Annotated in this window: 20 protein-coding genes; 4 read left to right on the forward strand and 16 right to left on the reverse strand. The window is 68.4% G+C overall.

Annotated features, from left to right (window positions below; genetic code table 11):
• Positions 1-228 precede the first annotated feature (228 nt).
• Complete coding sequence (locus ACQP17_RS34880; protein WP_433860142.1) at positions 229-756, reverse strand: hypothetical protein; 528 nt, start codon at positions 754-756, stop codon at positions 229-231.
• A 380-nt stretch (positions 757-1,136) separates the two neighbouring features.
• On the opposite strand from ACQP17_RS34880, the gene ACQP17_RS34885 reads away from it, so the two are divergent.
• Positions 1,137-2,501: a ParB/RepB/Spo0J family partition protein gene (locus tag ACQP17_RS34885; protein ID WP_433860143.1), complete on the forward strand. Its 1,365-nt coding sequence runs from the start codon at positions 1,137-1,139 to the stop codon at positions 2,499-2,501.
• Positions 2,502-2,574: 73 nt separating this feature from the next.
• Positions 2,575-3,465, forward strand: a complete 891-nt coding sequence (locus tag ACQP17_RS34890; protein ID WP_433860144.1) for a ParA family protein — start codon at positions 2,575-2,577, stop codon at positions 3,463-3,465.
• Between the two features lie 90 nt (positions 3,466-3,555).
• Here the strand turns inward: ACQP17_RS34890 and ACQP17_RS34895 are convergent, their stop codons facing one another.
• The 14 genes from ACQP17_RS34895 to ACQP17_RS34960 all read right to left on the reverse strand — a co-directional run bounded on the left by ACQP17_RS34895 (position 3,556) and on the right by ACQP17_RS34960 (position 14,298).
• Positions 3,556-4,152 (reverse strand): hypothetical protein, encoded by a 597-nt coding sequence (locus tag ACQP17_RS34895; RefSeq protein WP_433860145.1) that lies wholly within the window; start codon positions 4,150-4,152, stop codon positions 3,556-3,558.
• Positions 4,153-4,224: 72 nt separating this feature from the next.
• Positions 4,225-4,560 (reverse strand): hypothetical protein, encoded by a 336-nt coding sequence (locus tag ACQP17_RS34900; protein ID WP_433860146.1) that lies wholly within the window; start codon positions 4,558-4,560, stop codon positions 4,225-4,227.
• Positions 4,557-4,997 (reverse strand): hypothetical protein, encoded by a 441-nt coding sequence (locus tag ACQP17_RS34905; RefSeq protein ID WP_433860147.1) that lies wholly within the window; start codon positions 4,995-4,997, stop codon positions 4,557-4,559. Before ACQP17_RS34905 ends, ACQP17_RS34900 begins: the two co-directional genes overlap by 4 nt.
• A gap of 2 nt (positions 4,998-4,999) precedes the next feature.
• Positions 5,000-5,254: a hypothetical protein gene (locus ACQP17_RS34910; RefSeq protein ID WP_433860148.1), complete on the reverse strand. Its 255-nt coding sequence runs from the start codon at positions 5,252-5,254 to the stop codon at positions 5,000-5,002.
• A 68-nt stretch (positions 5,255-5,322) separates the two neighbouring features.
• Positions 5,323-5,853, reverse strand: coding sequence for a hypothetical protein (locus ACQP17_RS34915; RefSeq protein WP_433860149.1), 531 nt, complete (start codon positions 5,851-5,853; stop codon positions 5,323-5,325).
• Positions 5,853-6,182: a hypothetical protein gene (locus ACQP17_RS34920; protein ID WP_433860150.1), complete on the reverse strand. Its 330-nt coding sequence runs from the start codon at positions 6,180-6,182 to the stop codon at positions 5,853-5,855. Before ACQP17_RS34920 ends, ACQP17_RS34915 begins: the two co-directional genes overlap by 1 nt.
• A gap of 141 nt (positions 6,183-6,323) precedes the next feature.
• On the reverse strand, positions 6,324-7,196 hold the full coding sequence (locus ACQP17_RS34925) for a hypothetical protein (protein ID WP_433860151.1): 873 nt from the start codon (positions 7,194-7,196) through the stop codon (positions 6,324-6,326).
• Between the two features lie 11 nt (positions 7,197-7,207).
• Positions 7,208-7,711: a hypothetical protein gene (locus ACQP17_RS34930; protein WP_433860152.1), complete on the reverse strand. Its 504-nt coding sequence runs from the start codon at positions 7,709-7,711 to the stop codon at positions 7,208-7,210.
• Between the two features lie 92 nt (positions 7,712-7,803).
• Positions 7,804-8,286: an IPT/TIG domain-containing protein gene (locus tag ACQP17_RS34935; RefSeq protein ID WP_433860153.1), complete on the reverse strand. Its 483-nt coding sequence runs from the start codon at positions 8,284-8,286 to the stop codon at positions 7,804-7,806.
• A gap of 65 nt (positions 8,287-8,351) precedes the next feature.
• Positions 8,352-9,599 (reverse strand): hypothetical protein, encoded by a 1,248-nt coding sequence (locus ACQP17_RS34940; RefSeq protein WP_433860154.1) that lies wholly within the window; start codon positions 9,597-9,599, stop codon positions 8,352-8,354.
• Positions 9,596-9,865: a hypothetical protein gene (locus ACQP17_RS34945; RefSeq protein WP_433860155.1), complete on the reverse strand. Its 270-nt coding sequence runs from the start codon at positions 9,863-9,865 to the stop codon at positions 9,596-9,598. The genes ACQP17_RS34940 and ACQP17_RS34945 overlap by 4 nt, the downstream gene beginning before the upstream one ends.
• 96 nt (positions 9,866-9,961) lie before the next feature.
• Positions 9,962-11,269: a phage major capsid protein gene (locus tag ACQP17_RS34950; protein ID WP_433860156.1), complete on the reverse strand. Its 1,308-nt coding sequence runs from the start codon at positions 11,267-11,269 to the stop codon at positions 9,962-9,964.
• 166 nt (positions 11,270-11,435) lie between these two features.
• The gene (locus ACQP17_RS34955) at positions 11,436-13,589 is read right to left on the reverse strand and encodes an HK97 family phage prohead protease (RefSeq protein WP_433860157.1); all 2,154 of its coding nucleotides are present in this window, start codon (positions 13,587-13,589) and stop codon (positions 11,436-11,438) included.
• An 85-nt stretch (positions 13,590-13,674) separates the two neighbouring features.
• Positions 13,675-14,298 carry a hypothetical protein gene (locus ACQP17_RS34960; protein ID WP_433860158.1) on the reverse strand — a complete coding sequence of 208 codons (624 nt, stop codon included), beginning with the start codon at positions 14,296-14,298 and terminating at the stop codon, positions 13,675-13,677.
• 84 nt (positions 14,299-14,382) lie between these two features.
• Here ACQP17_RS34960 and ACQP17_RS34965 point away from each other — a divergent pair, with 84 nt between their 5' ends.
• Positions 14,383-14,640, forward strand: a complete 258-nt coding sequence (locus ACQP17_RS34965; protein ID WP_433860159.1) for a hypothetical protein — start codon at positions 14,383-14,385, stop codon at positions 14,638-14,640.
• Positions 14,637-14,885 (forward strand): hypothetical protein, encoded by a 249-nt coding sequence (locus tag ACQP17_RS34970; protein WP_433860160.1) that lies wholly within the window; start codon positions 14,637-14,639, stop codon positions 14,883-14,885. The genes ACQP17_RS34965 and ACQP17_RS34970 overlap by 4 nt, the downstream gene beginning before the upstream one ends.
• On the opposite strand, the gene ACQP17_RS34975 is transcribed toward ACQP17_RS34970, so the two are convergent.
• Positions 14,875-15,108 carry a hypothetical protein gene (locus tag ACQP17_RS34975; RefSeq protein ID WP_433860161.1) on the reverse strand — a complete coding sequence of 78 codons (234 nt, stop codon included), beginning with the start codon at positions 15,106-15,108 and terminating at the stop codon, positions 14,875-14,877. The two genes, ACQP17_RS34970 and ACQP17_RS34975, sit on opposite strands and share 11 nt — an antisense overlap.
• Between the last annotated feature and the right edge of the window lie 5 nt (positions 15,109-15,113).

Genomic DNA, 15,113 nt, shown 5'->3' on the forward strand with positions numbered 1-15,113 from the left:
GGCCGTTCAGTGGGGCGGGCTGCTGCGCCGGCGAGCTGTTCCCCTGGGGAACAGCCGGGGCCGTGTCGTACGGGCGATTGATCGTCCGAGGATCTTCACGGCGCCTGTCGGAGGCGAGCAGTGAGATTTCCTCGATGAGCTGCACCAGGAGTTCGGTGTGCACCGTCCAGCCGCCGATCGGCGACGAGGTGGTCCGCGACTCTTCGGGCAGGCCGTCGAGGAGGACCGTCAGTCGTCGGAGGCCGATGAAGCCGGGCTGTCCTGGACGGAGCCAGAGCCCTCGGGCGTCGAGCTGGTGGTACCGGCTGAGGTCGGACTCGACATCTCCCCATCGCTCGCGGAGGAGTCGGCCGACCTGAAGAGCTTTCCCAGGTCCACCCCGTAGACGGCGACGAGGGCCTTGGTCAGGCGGACGTAGTCGCCGATGGACGGGCGGACGCCCTTGAACTCGCGATAGGTCTCCTCGCCGAGGAGTGCCAGGTAGATGTCCTTGACCGCACCGTAGAACCGGGCGGGGAGCTGGGGCCGGCGGAACAGCATCTCGACCACTTCCCCGGTGGTTGTGCTGCCGTCCTCGGCATTCACGATGTCGCCCAGGACCCCCATGAGGTCCAGCTCTTCCGTGAAGAGCGGGTCGAGGCAGTCGGCCGGGATCTCCGCCGGGAAGATGAACTGCTCACCGCGCAGGAGCACGGGGATGCCGTGAGGGTACTGAACCTCGCGGCGCTCAGCGTCGAGGTCGATAACGAAGGTCATGAGCCGGTCCTCCCGGGTGGGTGTCGAAGCCCGGGGAACGTAGAGAGACCGGTGTGCTTGCGTCTCGGGCTCGGTGCGGGAGAGCGGGAGCCGGCTCCCTTCTATCAACCTTGATAGAAGGGAGCCGGCTGTCCGGACTGTTCCCCTGGGGAACAGGTGGGCCGACTTTCCCGGCATGTGCCAGCAGCCCAGAGGTGTCTGACGGATAGCCTCTACCTCGACAACATCTCCCACCTATCTGAGAGACATCTGTGGCAAACGAACTTCGCCGCCAGAAGAGGACGGCAGGTAACAGGGCAAAGGGCGACAAGGGTGGCGCCGGCGCTAAGCCTTCCGTACCAGCACCCGCCGCGGCGCCGCCCCCCCCCAAGTTCTTCCAGATGCCGACCGCCGCTGCGGAGAACGGCGACGCCCTTGAGCTAGACGTAGCCGATATCAGCGCAAACCCGTACAACGACCGCGACTTGGGTGACGTCAGTCAACTCGGCGACAGCATCAAGCGCGACGGGCTGCTCCAGGACATCGCCGTGATGCACACGGCCGTGTTCGCCAAGCACTACCCGGAAGCGGCCGAAGGCATCACGACGAAGTACGTGCTGGCGTTCGGCGAGCGCCGCTGGCGGGCTCACATCGTCATCGGTGAGCCGAAAATCCAAGCGATCCTCCGCGACGACGTCGCGGACCGCATTCGCAGGGTCCTCTTCATCGAGAACTTCCACCGCAAGCAGCTCTCGCCCATTGAGGAGGCACGGAAGTTCAAGCGACTCAACGTCGAAGAGGGCATGAGCTATCGCGAGATTGTGGAGGAGCTGCATCTCGGGGGACCGAACCACGTCGCACGACGCTTGGAGCTGCTGAAGCTGCCCACGGCGCTTCAGGAGATCGTCGGCACCGAGGATGGCCCGGGTGTCACTGTTGCCCGAAACCTCCTGGCGAAGCTGGCCGACCCTGACGACCAGATCGCCGCGTGGGAGCTCATCCGCGACAACGACCTGACGGTGAACGCGGCCGTCCAAGCCATCCGGGACAGGACATCCGATTGCGCCCCGGAAGACGAGTCGGAGAACGTACCAGAGGACGATTCGGCTCCTGTGGACGAGGCGAAGCCGGCGACGGGGCAACCCGGGGAGGCGGAAGCCGACGCGGAACAGCCTAAAGACCAGGAGAAGGCGGCCTCTGCCGAGAACGGCTCAGCGAAGAACGGCGACGACCGCCCGGCCGCTACTCCTGCACCGCGCAAGAACGTGGGCGGAAAGGTCACCGCCGCAGACAAGGACACCGTCGAACGCAACCACGCCTCCGCGGACCGAGACTCGGCCTGCCAGGGCCTGGTCTCCGCAGACCAGAAGCTGTCTGTGGAGCAGCACAACGCGCTGTACGCCCGCACCCTGCTCGCTCCCATGCAGCAGAGCGCCGCACGTACTCGCGCCCATCGATGGCTGCGCGAGGCAGAGCGCGCAGAGTTCACCATCAGCGACACCGACTCCTACTTCGAAGCCGTACTGTCGTCGGGCAAGGCCGAGCTGATCAACCGGGTCACGCTCGCGACTGCCCTCGCAGCGGGTGAGATCCGGGCACGCGACGGGCGCCGGCAGTGGGACCGTACGGACGCCGAGCACGTTGGCCTGCTCATCGAAACCACGGGGTACGTCCCTGAGACTGCCTGGGAACGCGCCCAGCTCACCAAGCACGACATCGCGTTCCCCGGCGCTGAGAACGACCCTGACCCCGAGCCCATCAACTGACTGGACCACGATGTCTTCAAAGACCCTTCCGCGGCGCAATCTGCGCCCCGGCAACCGGAACTGGCCACTGCTCATGGCTGCGTTCATCATCACCGGCGGCAGTGCCAAGACGAGCTCCATCGTCATGCTGGCCACAACGCTGGCTCTGCGCGGATACAAGGTGCGAATCTTCGACTTCGATCACCAGCGGAGTGCCAGCCACATCATGTGCGCGATGGACGAGCTGCCTGCTGGGCACGGAACCATCTACGACTTGATGCACGGCGCGGAACTGGAAGCCTGCACAGTGCAGGGCCGCTACCTGGCTGTTCCCGCAGAAACGAACCCGGACAACCCGGCTGAGATCCTGGAGCCTGCCGAGTACGAGCCCATCAAGAACCTGAAGATCGTCCCGGGTTCACGGAATGTCAAGAACTTCGACACGGAGACCACTCAGGAGGGCAACGAGCAGCTCATCATGTGGTTCCGTGAGCTGTGTGACTCCTACGACGGTGACGACGACGTGTGGCTTCTCGACCTTCCGGCGTCGCTGTCCAAGCTGGTCGTCTCGGCGCTCATCCCCTTCCAAGAGGACGACGAGATTGTGCCGCCGGTACTGGTGACGAGCAAGGAAGAGACCGATCTCAAAGCGACGTTCGAGGAACTGGCTGAGATGCGGTCGCAGCAGAACAAGAACAAGCGCGGGCGGAGCCGTAGAGTCGAGCCCACCGTCCGGCACATCCTCATGGCCGGTACCCCCACCCCGGGCCACCCAGATCCGGAAGGCGACATGACGATCGCTTCCATGGAGGCGACCTACGGCGAACACTTCGAGTTGCACAAGGTCCGGTACAACCGTCCTGTGCGGCAGCAGCACCGCCGCCAGGCGCCCGTGCACACGTTCGCCCAGCGCAACGCCGCGGCGATCGAGGACTACGCCAAGGTGGCCACGGCTCTCGGATTCAATGATCTGATCCCCGGCTGACGCAGCGCGAACAACGACAAGGCCCGTACCGATCGTGGAAGTCCGCAGCTCCCACGCCCAGTACGGGCCTTCCGTCGTACATGCTCCAGGTTACGCGGCGTCAGCGAAACTGGGGTCGTTGGTGATCAAATACCAGGCGTCGGCGTCGTCACCACCCTGCACGGCCAGGCGCAGAGGCAGGACCGCCTCCTTCGCCTTCTGGAGGTCGGTCTGTACGCCTTCCATCTGCATGGCGCGGGGGATGACGTAGCGGTACAGCTTGGCGCCGTCTATGACCTCGATGACGGCGGCGACCTCCGAGCGTCCGCCGATCCGCGGCGGGGTGAACTTGTAGTGCTTCGGCGGGGTGCCGGTGCCGCCGGCCGGGGTGATCTCGGTGATCGTGCCGCCGCCGAAGACGGCCTTGAAGTTCTTCGCGTTCCACTGCTGGAGATCGACCTCAATGGTCGCCGAGTCGGAGGTCTGGAATGTGCGGGACGGGAAGTCCGTCTGCGCGCTCTTGACCTGTTCGAACTGGGGCTCCTCGTTGAACTTGAGCGAATCCTCGGTGGTCAGGCCCACCGAGTACCAGCCTTCCGGCATGGGGATCGCGGCGTCCGCCGGCGCCGCGGTGCCGACTGGGGCAAGCCACAGCCGGGTGCGGGCAGGAACGACGATCTGTTGTGCGTTGGTGATCTCGCCAGCCATGGCGTTCTCTCCTCGTGACCAGGTGTTGGGGCCGGGTCACGATGGAGAGAGCGGCCGGTTAGCGTCCCGGGCTCAGTACGGCAGTGGGCAGGGAAGCAGGGGGCGGGAGTTTCTGGCGTCGAGGAGGAGGCGGGCGATGCGCTGCTTGAGGAAGTGCTGCTCGATGGCCGTCCGGGTGTCGAAGCAGGCGCGCGGCGGGGGCAGCAGATGCCTGATCGCGCGGATCGGAATGGTGACGGTCCGCGTCGCCCTGCTCTGCCAGGAGGGTGCCAGGAAGGGCGTGTCGTCCGGCTCGCGGTCGAAGCCGACCTTGGTGATGTGGCCGATCGTGGTCCAAGCGTCGGACTCGCGGAGGTTCGTGCCGATGGGTGCGGTGTGCGCGACGGCGCCGGTGGAGTTGAAGGTCACGGTGTCTCCGGGGTGGGGTGGAGGGAGATGAGCAGGCCCATGACCCAACGTGGCTGGCCGTTCTCCAGTGGAGATTCGAGCAGGACGCCCGAGGGCTGCACGTGGCTGACGACCGGCTGGCCGTGGGGCGGGGCGTGCTCGGGGAGTTCCTTCGCGGCGAGGGCGCAGACCTTGAGGATTCGGGACATGGCGGCTGGTCCGGGCCAGCCGCCTGGGTCGCCGTACAGCTCCAGGGAGACTTCCGGCTGGGTGAGCCACGTGAGGTCGCCGAGGTTGCCGCCGGGGCCGAGCGCGACGCGCAGGTGCGGCCAGGGGGCTTCCCTGGCGCCGGAGACGCGGCCCGGCCCGCCGAGCACTTCCTGAACCTTCGGGTGATCGGCGAGCCAGGCCAGTACGGCAGCCACCGGGTCGGCGTCAGCGACGGCGTAGGCGTCCACGGTCAGCCGCGTTCCCGGGCGACGTAGCCGTTGGCGCGGAGTTGGCGGGCGTAGTCCGGCGAGAGGTTGGCGGTGTCGCCGGGCTTGAAGTCCTGTCCCTGGATGCGCAGGTGATGGGCGAAGGTGACCTTCTGCGGCTTCTGGCCGGCTCGCAGCGCGGGGCCGAGGACTGTCTCGGTGGCAGCGTCGGCGATGGTGGTTGGGGCCTCCGGCTCGGGGGCTGTGGCGGCGGTCTTCCGGGCGGTGGTGTTCGTCATGGGCCGGAGAGTGCAGCCCGCGGCGGCTTAGTGTCGCCCGCTCCTCTCGGTGTTCCCCGGGGGAACAGTCAACGGCGGGCGGCGACGGCCGCGGTGGCGCGCGCCATGTAGTAGGCGCCCTTCGCTTCCAGGTTGCCGGGGTAGACGGTGCCGATCTCCGCGGGGATGACCCACTCTCCTTCGGCGACGACCTTCACCGTGAGGGTGCTGCCGGTGACGATGGCGGGCAGCGTACGAATGTTGCGGGAGATGCCGTCGGGGATGCTGCGGGCGTGGCAGCGGCAGTTCTTCAGGTTGGCGACCGCGCGGCTGGATTCGTCCCGGGGCTCCTTCATGTAGGTCAGGGCACCGACGCCGCGGTGTTCGCGGTCCCACCTCATGGAGTTGATTTTGAAGCGGAGGTTGCCGGGTACCTCCTGGCCGTGAGCGGCGACGTGGGTGGGCCGGACCTTGTCGTCGGCCACGGTGATCCACTGCTTCGTGGGCGGGGCGAACACCTTGGCCTGCCGCTCGACTTCCCGGCCGATCTCGTGGATCTTCGGCGCGATCAGCGCAGCCAGTTCCTGCTCCAGGGTCGGGTTCATGGTGAACTTCGCCATCAGGGAACCTCCGGGGGGTTCCGCGTAGCGGTGACCGCGATGTAGTCGGCAGCACCGTAGCCGGGCACCTTCTTCAGCAGGGCCGTGACAATCGTCCAGGTGAGGGTGCCGTCGCCGAGGACATCCCCGGGTTCGAGAGGCCACGCGGCGGGGTCGGCACGTAGGGTCCACGATCCGTCGGTCTGTTCGGCCGCCGCGCCGGGCCAGGTGCCGCGGGGCTCAGGCCGGGCACCTGGCGGGGGTGGGACGGGGACACCGTGCGCGTCCCGGCTCCAGGGGTGGGCCAGGACGTACGCGGTCAAGTTGCGGTCCGGCAGGAGGACGGCCATGGTCAGCCTCTTCCGGTGACGACGAGTGCCTTGGTGATCCCCGTGTGGACTGCGACGACGTACGACGAGAACGCCGCGGAGGTGCTCTTCCGGTACGAGTTGTAGAGGTCTGCCATGGGTGTCCTGTCTGGTCAGCCGGGGTTACCAGCGGCTGTAGCGGCGTCCGCGTCCGTATGGCCAGGGCGCGGCGGGGGTGACGGCGATGGGGCGGTAGAGCCGCTTGCGGTAGCCCGAGAGGGAGTCCAGCGTGGGCAGGGCGCCTGGCTGGCCGGCCACTGGAGCAGAGTCGTAGCTGATCGACTGGCCTTCCGCGGACACGGACGTGACGCGGCGTTCCCCCTCTGCGGAGGACGGACTATTGCGGATGCGCTCGGAGGCGTGCGCCACGACGTACGCACGGATCGGGTCTTCGACCGCGGCGTCCAGGCCCACGAGGAGCTGCACGGTATACGTGTCGCGGTCGTCCAGGTTGGCGACGTGGCTGATTACGGTGGTGACGTCGTCGAAGTGCTGGATCGGCCATGCCTGCGGGTCGTCGAGGTCGTAGCCGAACAGCGGGGTCACCTCCAGCAGCGTGCGCGGCTGCGGGATCAACGGCCGTCCCAGGTATGCCTCTACGTCCGCCTGGGCCTTGGCGATGGCGTCGCGGTACTCCTCGCGCTGCGCCGCGGTGATCGGCAAGGAGACGCCCAGTTCACTGGCGATGTCCTCGGCGGAGGCGATCAGGGCCGTACCGAGTGGAAGGTCAGCGCGGACCGTGCGGTCGGTGGCGGGTGTCTGGTCCTTGCCGGGAATGAAGGTGACGGCGCACCAGTACCGGCCGTCGGGGAGGTTGTCGGGGAGCGTGAACCGGTACACGGTCGCGCGCAGCCGCACGGCCGGCCCGGAGGTCGCTACGACGGCGCCGCTACGGTCGGGAGTCGCATACAGGTCGATTCGGCTGACCTGCCCTCCGGATGGGTCCGGATCGCACCAGGCACCAGCCCAGACGGGTCGGTAGTCGTACACCGCCACCGGATGTCCCCTTACTCGCTGTCCGCGGACGCGGAGAGCTGCGCGCGGAGCCGGGCGATTACGCGCTCGGCCTGGTCGCGGCGCAGCTCGGCGCCGATCGGAACGAGGAGACGGGTGGTCGGGGTGTTGTAGGCGCCCATGCCGACGTGTTCGACCAGGCGGACGGTGCAGCGCAGAGAGCCGCCGTGCGGCATGACGGGGACGAACACGCCGTCCGGGTTCGCCGGGGGCTCGCCGGTGGCGTCATCCACGATGCGGTCGCCCATCTTCGCGGGCAGGAGCTGCTGCGCCGTCGTGAGCGGCACCGGCTCCGGGATCGGCTCCGGGGTGCGGGGAGGGGCGAGTGGTGCGACGTCGGGGATCTTCGTCTCGGTGTCGGCTGGGGCTGCCTTGTCCTCGACGATCTCCGGCATGGGCGGCTCGGTCGCTGCGGGCGTGTTGTCCTCGGGGGCGGTTGTCTCCGGGGTCGTGGCCTCGGTGTCGTCTGAGGCGGTCTTGCGGGTGCGGGGTGGCACAGGGTCCTCCTGCCGGTGTACGGGCGTTGGCGGAGGAACCCTGAACCCCGCGAGGGGCTTACGTCGCGGGCATCACGGCGCGCCCCGGGCGCTCACGCGTACGTGAACCCTCCCGTCTTGCTGACGGCCCCTGCTTCGTCGCCGATGACTACGTTGACGGCTCCGGCCGCGCCTGCGGGGGCGGTGACCTGGAGTCGTCCGGCGGACAGGATCTTGAGATTGGTCCCGGCGGTGCTGCCGAACTTCACGTCGGCGGCGCCGTCGAGGTTGGTTCCGGTGATGGTGACGACCGTTCCGCCGGCGGCCGGACCGGTGCTCGGGGTAATGGTGGCGATCGTCGCCGGAGGGAAGAGCTTGTCGATCTGCGACTGCCGCAGGACGGTTCCCGCCTTGAACAGCAGGGTGCGGATCGAGCCCTCGGGCACGCCGTCGCGGGTGTCGTTGGGACGGGTGCCCATGTCGTGCGGGCGGGTGGAGTAGATGTCCGCGGTGGTCTTCTTCTCGGGGTCGGTAACTGCGGTGGCGGGGAAGGCTGCCTTCGTGATGCGGGCGCCGGCTGCGTTGTACAGGCCCATGGGGAGTCCCTTCTCGGTGGTCTGAGGTGGGCAGGGTGCCGGAAGGGACTGCCTTGGGTCGCGCACTACAGGATGCGCAGGTCGTCCCATCCGTCTGCGGTGACGGAGAAGACGAGCAGGCCGGGTTGGGACACCTCGCCGGAGCGCATGACCCACCAGTCGGAGCCGTTGTCGAGGGTGGGGGCCTGTACCCAGAGGCGGCCGTTGCCGAGCTGCTGCGCGCGGAAGTGATGGAAGTGGCCGCTGACCAAGATCTTGGCGTCGGCGATGGGCTGGCGGCCGAAGGACTGGCCCTTCCACCATTCCGGGGCCTTCTCTGGGCGGGCGTACTGGTGACCGTGGTTGAGGCCGACGATCGTTCCCGCCATGTCGAGGGAGACGGTGTCGCGCCAGGGCTCGGGCATCACGAAGGACACATGGCCGTAGGCGTCGGGATTGCGGCCGTAGGCGTCGGCGATCTGCGACATGACTTCGATGCCCCAGTCGTCTTCGGGCGGTCCGACGGCGTCCTTGCCGCGGCGCACCCTCGCGTGGTTTGAGCCGACGGTCGCGGCGACGACCCGGGGAAAGGCGGTGGCGAGGCGGTCCAAGCCCTCGAATGTCAGCCGCCGGTGGAGCCGGACCATCTGTGTGAGCGTCAGGTCGTTCGTGAAGGCCTGCGCGGTGACGTTCTCGAAGCCCTCGATGCAGTCGCCTGCATCGAGCCAGTACGCAGAGTCGGGTGCCCGGCCGACCTTGGCGAGGTCGCGTAGATGGTCCTGGAGCCGGTCGAACCGCTCAGCTACTCGGCCCACCAACTCCTTGGTTCCGCCGTCGCGGCCGACCTTGCCGGCCTGCGGATCTGCGTACACCACGGCGAGGGCCCGCGCGGGCTGTTCGGCCGCCGCGCGCGGCTTCCGGCGGCGCCGTATGGCGTCGCGTACGAGGGCGTTGAGGTCTTCGGCGGACGACCAGCCCGGTACGGACGGCTCGATCAGGTACCGGCAGCGCCACACGGGGCGGGTGACGGCGTCCTCGCCCTGGGCGTAGCGATGCCAGGCGGCCGGGTCGTGGCGGGCTTCGACCAGCCGGACTCGGTACCCGTCGGGGACTACCAGGCCGAGTCCTTCGACGCGAGCGCGCCATCCGGTCTCGTCCTGGGGTGGCGCGTCGGCGGCCGGCGCGGTGACGAGCATCGAGCCGCCCTGTTCGTACCGGACGCCGGGCTCCCACCCCTTGGGGGCCGACGCTGCGGGCCGGGTGACCTCAGACGGCGTGGACTGCTCTGCGGAGGCCGGGGCGAGCAGCGCGTCAAGGTGGTCGTCAAGACTCATCGCGGGCACCTGCATCCGTTGGAGGCGCTGCGGCGGCGGTGCCGGGCGACAGCGGGGGCCTGGACCTGGTGGCCGCTGCCGGAGAGTGCGTCGGCGATCTGCGTTGAGCTGATGGCCGGGCTGTCGAGCACGTCGCGCACTTTCTGCGCGGTGCTGGAGTCGAGTTCGTCGAGGATGGTCCCGACAGTGCACCGCGGGCCGCGGGGGGCTGGGGGCGCCTCGGCGAGCTGGGTGAGGGCCGCCATCAGCCCGTTCGTGTCTGCCACGGCAGTCCTCTCTGTACAAGGGAGCGGGGCCGGACCGTACGGTCCGGCCCCGCTTTGCGTCTCCGCTGGTGAGCCCGGTTACCGGGCTCGCACGGGTCAGGCCGTGGGCGTGGTCCAGGTGCCGATGACGAAGGACTCCGGGCGGGAGACCTCAAGGGCCAGCCGCTCGTCCGCTCGGAACGTCAGGACGCCGCGCTCGAAGTTGTCGCTGTTCTCGCTGGACACGGTGACTGAGACGTTCTCGCGGTCGTAAAGCTGGGCGCCCATGCCGAACGACCCCAGGAGGTAGTTGTTGTCCGGCATCGCCGTGGTCTCGACCACGTTGATCCGCCAGACCTTCTTCTGCGCGCCGACCGCGACCTGGAGCGCGACGCGGAACGCGCCGTTGTCGTCGGTCTCGACCTCAACCTGTTCCCACATCGTCGGGGAGAGAACGATGCCGGTGGGCTCGTACTCGGCCAGCAGCGACTTCGTCATCGCGCGCCGCATCTGGATCGAGAACTTGTCCTTGGCGTCGCCCGCGTACTGCTGAACACCCGGGGTGTTGAACAGGCCGGTGATCGAGGTGCCGTCGCCGCCGACCGAGTGGAGCAGGTCGTAGTCCTCGGCGAACTTGATGCCCTCGATGAGCCGGGAGTTGATGAACTGCTTGAGTCGCGGCTCGTCCGAGAGGATGTTCTTGTGCCCGTCGATCATGTGGGCGATCTCGGCGATCGGGAACGCGACCGGCTCCAGCTTCAGCTTCGAGCGGGGGGCCTTGCCGAACACGTCGGTGTCGAGCCCGGTCGGCGCGGAGACGCCGTCGGCGGCCCGGCGCTCAGCGACCTGCGCGGCGTTGTTGACCCACCCGGTCTCGCGGATGCCCAGCAGGACCGCGTTCTTGGTCTTGGCGCTCGGGAACAGATCGCGGATGTGCCACTTCCGGCGCTGGGCCTCGGTGATGCCAAGATCCTGGACTCCGCCGAGAGCCTGGTGGGTGTGCGTGCCGGCCGACAGGGAGAAGATGCTCTTCCCCTCGATCTCGGCTCGGATGAACGGCCTGTCCTTGAAGTCGGCGCGGGCCGCGGCCTTGTAGGCATCGGACTCGACGAACATGTCGCCGAGGGACTTGACCTCGGTGCCGACCGCGCCGCCGCCGTAGAACTGTCCGGCCGCGGACGAACCGTCGGGGGCGTCGAGGTAGCCGCTGAGGGCGTCGGCGCCCTGGGCGGCGTCGAGGAGGCCCTTGATCTCCTGGGCGTCCTTGACGGCCTTGACGTACGCGTTGCGCTGCTCGGTGGAGACGACGAACGCACCGTTCTCCTCCTTGAAAGTCGAGGCGATGCGCTCGGCCTCAGCCGACTTCTCTCCGAGCTGTTCCTTGAGCGAGCGGAGGAGGCTCTTATCGGTGGTGGCGGTTGCCATGTCGGTTGCACTCTCCTGTGCTGGATGGGCGATTGCGTGCGTCGCTCGCCCGGCCAGCACCGGGACGCCTCAACGCGAGGCGTATGGAAGAGGAGTGCATGGGTTTACGTCGCGGGCTCCCGGGCGCGAATAGTTCGCGAAGCCGGGAGCCCGTTGTCTGCGCAGGTCAGAGAGCCAGTGAGGCGAGTGCGGCCTTCACCTCGTCGGCGTTGAGACGGACCTGATCGTCGTCGTCCTGGTCCTCGGTGTCGTCGGTCGGCATGTCGGTCGCGGGTACGTCGTCCGAGACGCTGTCCTCGGGGGCGGTGGTCTCGTCGTTCTCACCCTCGTCGTCGTCCCAGCCGTCGGAGACGTCGTAGTCGGCGTCCCACAGATCGAGGGAGGAACCGGCCGGGGCGTGGCGCTTGTCGTCGTCCATGGGGAGACCCTTCTTCGCGAGCGTGGTCAGCAGGTTGGTGATGACGGGTTTGAGGTGCTGGAGGTGGGAGGGCCCGGCGTCGGAGACCTCGATCAGCGATGTGGCGTCCTGGAGCGCCGTGGCGGTGGGCTGCATGAACCGGGCGTCGATCTCTTCGTCTCCGTCGACTGCGTGGCTCTCTCCGGTGACGGGCAGCGCCACGGTGGTCAGTTCGACCGGGGTGGGAGTGCCGAGGTCGACGTCCCGGCCGGCCGTGGTGTACGGGATCGCGTATGTGTTGGTCTCGTCTCGGGAGTGGCGGGAGACGATGACGCGGTCCGGGTAGGTGGCTTCGATCGCCACGTAGCAGTCGCCGTCTTCGGGTGACAGCAGGGTGCGTGCCGCGTCGGTGAGCCGGGCGCGGAGCTGTTCGTAGGAGAAGGGCATGGGGGTGGTCAACGGAACCTCCGTGAGGGGCACAGCAAAGGCGGTCTTGGCTTCGAGCACGATCTGGGCCGCGGACTTGTGCTCTGCCGCGTGGGTGGCCGGGTAGATGCCGAGTGCGTCGTGATGCCGCAGGTTGCAGTAGCCCTTGGCGTGGTCGGCGGTCATGTGCTTCGAGGCGATGTCCACACAGCGGTCGAAGTCGCCCGCCGCGCCCCATCCGATCTGTGCCGCTCCTCCTCCGGAGGCGTACCAGCGGCGGAGCTGTTCGGCGTCGCCGCGGTTGCCGTTCGCGCCGCCGGCCTTGGCCTCCATGACGACCTGCGAGGCGGTCTTCGCCTCCATCGGCGTGGGCGTGGCCTCGGGTGCAGCGGGGGTCTGTGCGGTCGGCGCCTGTGCACCGCCGAGCGGGACGAAGGAGATGTCGGGGCCGCGCACCACGGCGATCTGCTCGAACGCCACGGGTGTTGCTGGGATGAGCTCGGTGTCGGGCAGGTTGTAGCCGAGGGTGATGTGCGGGGTGAAGCCGTGGTTGGTCTGGAGCTTGTCGGCGTACACCGAGGTGCCGAGGGTGTCGACGACGCGTTGCCGAAGCTCGGCCAGGCCCGGTACGTCCAGGGGAACCCAGGTGGGTTCGCCGTCGCCAGTGTCTGGGAACTTGCCGATGCCGCCGATGCTGCCCGTCAGGGGGCTGAGGCTGCCGACGGCCGGAGTGACGATTTCGCGGAGGTCATCGGGGTGGCCGCCGAGTGCTGCCGCGTCGCCGAGGTAGGCCAGGGTGACATGCAGGTCCGCGGGCGCCGTGCCTTCCGGGTGCGCGATGCGAGCGGCGACATCCGGAGGCAGCTTCAGCGCGACCATCGCACCGCGGCCGGCTTCCGCTTCGGCGGCCTTCAGCTCGACCGCCGACCAGATCGCCTTGCGTTCCAGTTTCTGTGCACCGGCACCGGAAGCGGTCTTCACCTCCAGGGAGCGGGTCATGGGGTGCGCTCCGTGGAGCACGGGGCTGATCTCGTACAGGTCCAAGTCGTGGATGACGCGGACGTTGTCATGCCGCTTGGACGCGCCGCCGACGGTCACCTTGTAGCCGATGGAGAACTGGGCCTCGCCGTTCTCATGCCACTGTTTGACCTGCTCGTAGGTGTCGCGGCCCCGGGTGGTGCGCAGGTTGTACTGGACGGTTGAGACCAGCGCGCCGGCCTCGCGCGGCCACACCGTCCCGCCGGGGATTGTGCCGAACCGCGGATCGCCAGGCATCCACTCCTCGACCTCCAGAACGGTGCCGACCGGGTCTTTCCACTCGTGATGCCATGCCGCCTTGACCCGGCGTGTGGCGAGGGTGCGGGTGAAAGCGCCGGGGACGATCAGGTCTGCGACTTCGTCCACGACTCCGGTCACGGCGTAGATGGCCCGGACCACGCCCTTTGGCTGGGTGGGGCGGCGCAGTGGGGCGTTGGGCGGCGGCGGGGTTCTCGGCACGGCGGGTTCCTCCTGGGCGGGTTCTCGGCGGTGCGCACCGTGCCTCCGCGAGGTGGTTAGCGTCCCGCCGTGCCCGTCGCCCAGGTCACTTGAAAGGGTTGGGACGCTTCCCCTTGCCGGTGTCGTCCTCTTCCTCGTCCTCTTCGGTGGTCCCCTCTGCGTCCGCCTCCTCGTCGGTCTCCTCGGCCGCTGGGCCGTCCTCTTCTGGGTCTGCGGGCTTCGTGCCGTCGGCGGGGATGACTTCGTCAGCCGTGCCGAAGTCGAGGGGAAGGCCGCCGCTTTGCGCCTGGTCGGGAGCGGTCGGGTCTGGTGTCGCGGTGGGGTCTACCGGTTGGCCGCCCGGCTGCTCGGCTTCCGGGCCGGCGCCGCGGGTGCCGCCGGTCTCGGACATGCCTGCGTCGTCCACGTCGATGGCCCAGGCGTCAGGGTCCGAATAGCGCCACACCTGCCCGGTCTCGTCGCGTACCCAGCCGGTGAGGGTGCCGTCCTCTGCCTTGTCGAGCCAGGCCTGCTCGCCGGCTGGGCCGGAGAAGGCGGTGTACGCCTGTGCGGGGTCGGTCTCGTCCCCCTCGTCGTACACGTCGCCGGCCCATGGGCGGGCGTCGTCTCCCTGCGGGGGCTCAGGCTCGGGCGGAGCCTCGGCCGGCTCTTCCTCGGTGGCCGGGTCACCGGGCTGGGGCAGCTTCTTCACGGCGTATGCGTAGTCCACGCGATGCAGGGTGTAGGGCAAGGTTGGCTTACGTCTCGCGCCGCCCCCCTGCCGGATCGCGTAGCGAATCGCTAGGATTCTGCTATGGCTAAGACTCAGTTGAATGCTCGGGTGCAGCCCGAACTCGCAGAGCAGGTGCGAGCCGCTGCCTCTCGGTCCGGCATGGAGATCAGCGACTACATCGCCTCGGTGCTTGAGGCCGATCTCGCTGCTGCGTCCGGGAGCGCGGACATGCGTGAGGCGCGGGCTCGTATGCACGCCGCGGTGGCCTACAAGAAGTGGAAGGCCGACGGGCAGCCCGAGACGGGCGCGATGGAGATGGCCGAGGTCTTCGGCGCGTGACAGCGATTCCTGCTCGATTCGCCGCGAACGTCGGCGAGACCATCAAGAACCTGCCCGTCCCCGACAAGGAGGAGCTGCACACAGCAGTCCTCCAGGCGTGCTCTGACCCCTGGTTGTGGCCCCAAGCCGACAAGTACGACCTGGACGAGGCGGTGCGTGTCATTTCGACGCGCGCCGCCATCGTCCATTACGTGATCATTCCGGGGGCTGACCCTCACCTGTGGGTCTTCGCCATCACTGTGTGACTTCGACGACCGTCGTGTGCTGGCGCAGCAGCGCGAGCACCGCGGCGGTGTCCGTGGCCTCCAGGTCCCTTTGCGGCCCGAGCGGGCCGAGCAGTATCGGCTGCCCGACGCACTGTTCGACCAGCGCCCGCACGCGGCGGGAGCCGACGATCGGCTGCTCCTCGCGTCCGGTCACCTCGACCTGGTAGCCCGCGCCGTCGTCCAGCGTTCCCGTCACCAACATGCTGT

The organism is Streptomyces kronopolitis, assembly GCF_050953795.1.
Classification (GTDB): Bacteria; Actinomycetota; Actinomycetes; order Streptomycetales; family Streptomycetaceae; genus Streptomyces; species Streptomyces kronopolitis_A.

Coding starts and splice junctions, on each gene's coding strand:
- ACQP17_RS34965 (WP_433860159.1), top strand. CDS start 14,383: ATGGCTAAGACTCAGTTGAATGCTCGGGTGCAGCCCGAACTCGCAGAG.
- ACQP17_RS34920 (WP_433860150.1), bottom strand. CDS start 6,182: ATGGCCGTCCTCCTGCCGGACCGCAACTTGACCGCGTACGTCCTGGCC.
- ACQP17_RS34915 (WP_433860149.1), bottom strand. CDS start 5,853: ATGGCGAAGTTCACCATGAACCCGACCCTGGAGCAGGAACTGGCTGCG.
- ACQP17_RS34975 (WP_433860161.1), bottom strand. CDS start 15,108: ATGTTGGTGACGGGAACGCTGGACGACGGCGCGGGCTACCAGGTCGAG.
- ACQP17_RS34890 (WP_433860144.1), top strand. CDS start 2,575: ATGGCTGCGTTCATCATCACCGGCGGCAGTGCCAAGACGAGCTCCATC.
- ACQP17_RS34950 (WP_433860156.1), bottom strand. CDS start 11,269: ATGGCAACCGCCACCACCGATAAGAGCCTCCTCCGCTCGCTCAAGGAA.
- ACQP17_RS34885 (WP_433860143.1), top strand. CDS start 1,137: ATGCCGACCGCCGCTGCGGAGAACGGCGACGCCCTTGAGCTAGACGTA.
- ACQP17_RS34880 (WP_433860142.1), bottom strand. CDS start 756: ATGACCTTCGTTATCGACCTCGACGCTGAGCGCCGCGAGGTTCAGTAC.
- ACQP17_RS34940 (WP_433860154.1), bottom strand. CDS start 9,599: ATGAGTCTTGACGACCACCTTGACGCGCTGCTCGCCCCGGCCTCCGCA.
- ACQP17_RS34935 (WP_433860153.1), bottom strand. CDS start 8,286: ATGGGCCTGTACAACGCAGCCGGCGCCCGCATCACGAAGGCAGCCTTC.
- ACQP17_RS34895 (WP_433860145.1), bottom strand. CDS start 4,152: ATGGCTGGCGAGATCACCAACGCACAACAGATCGTCGTTCCTGCCCGC.
- ACQP17_RS34910 (WP_433860148.1), bottom strand. CDS start 5,254: ATGACGAACACCACCGCCCGGAAGACCGCCGCCACAGCCCCCGAGCCG.